The organism is Streptomyces morookaense (assembly GCF_013030945.1).
Classification (GTDB): domain Bacteria; phylum Actinomycetota; class Actinomycetes; order Streptomycetales; family Streptomycetaceae; genus Streptomyces; species Streptomyces morookaensis.
Window position 1 is genome coordinate 1 of record NZ_JABBXF010000130.1, and the last position, 203, is coordinate 203.

A 203-nucleotide genomic window follows, 5' to 3' on the forward strand; every position below is an offset into this window, starting at 1 on the left:
CGACACCCGACGGGTCACACGGCGACGACGGGGCGCCTCCGCAGCCGCGGCCTCGGCGGCCTCCTCGCGGATCTCCTGCACCTGCGCCTCCTCGGCGGCCTGGGGAGCGCCGGCGGGCGCGGTGGCACGGCGGCGCGAACGCACCGGCTCGGCAACGGACTCGGCGGCCCCGGGCGCGGCGGCCGGGCGGGTCGCCCGGCGAC

1 protein-coding gene is annotated in these 203 nt (G+C 82.8%); it reads right to left on the minus strand.

The genetic code is table 11. The features are described from left to right. On the minus strand, window positions 1-203 hold a 203-nt coding region (locus HG542_RS32910; RefSeq protein ID WP_171087999.1), incomplete at both ends, for a hypothetical protein.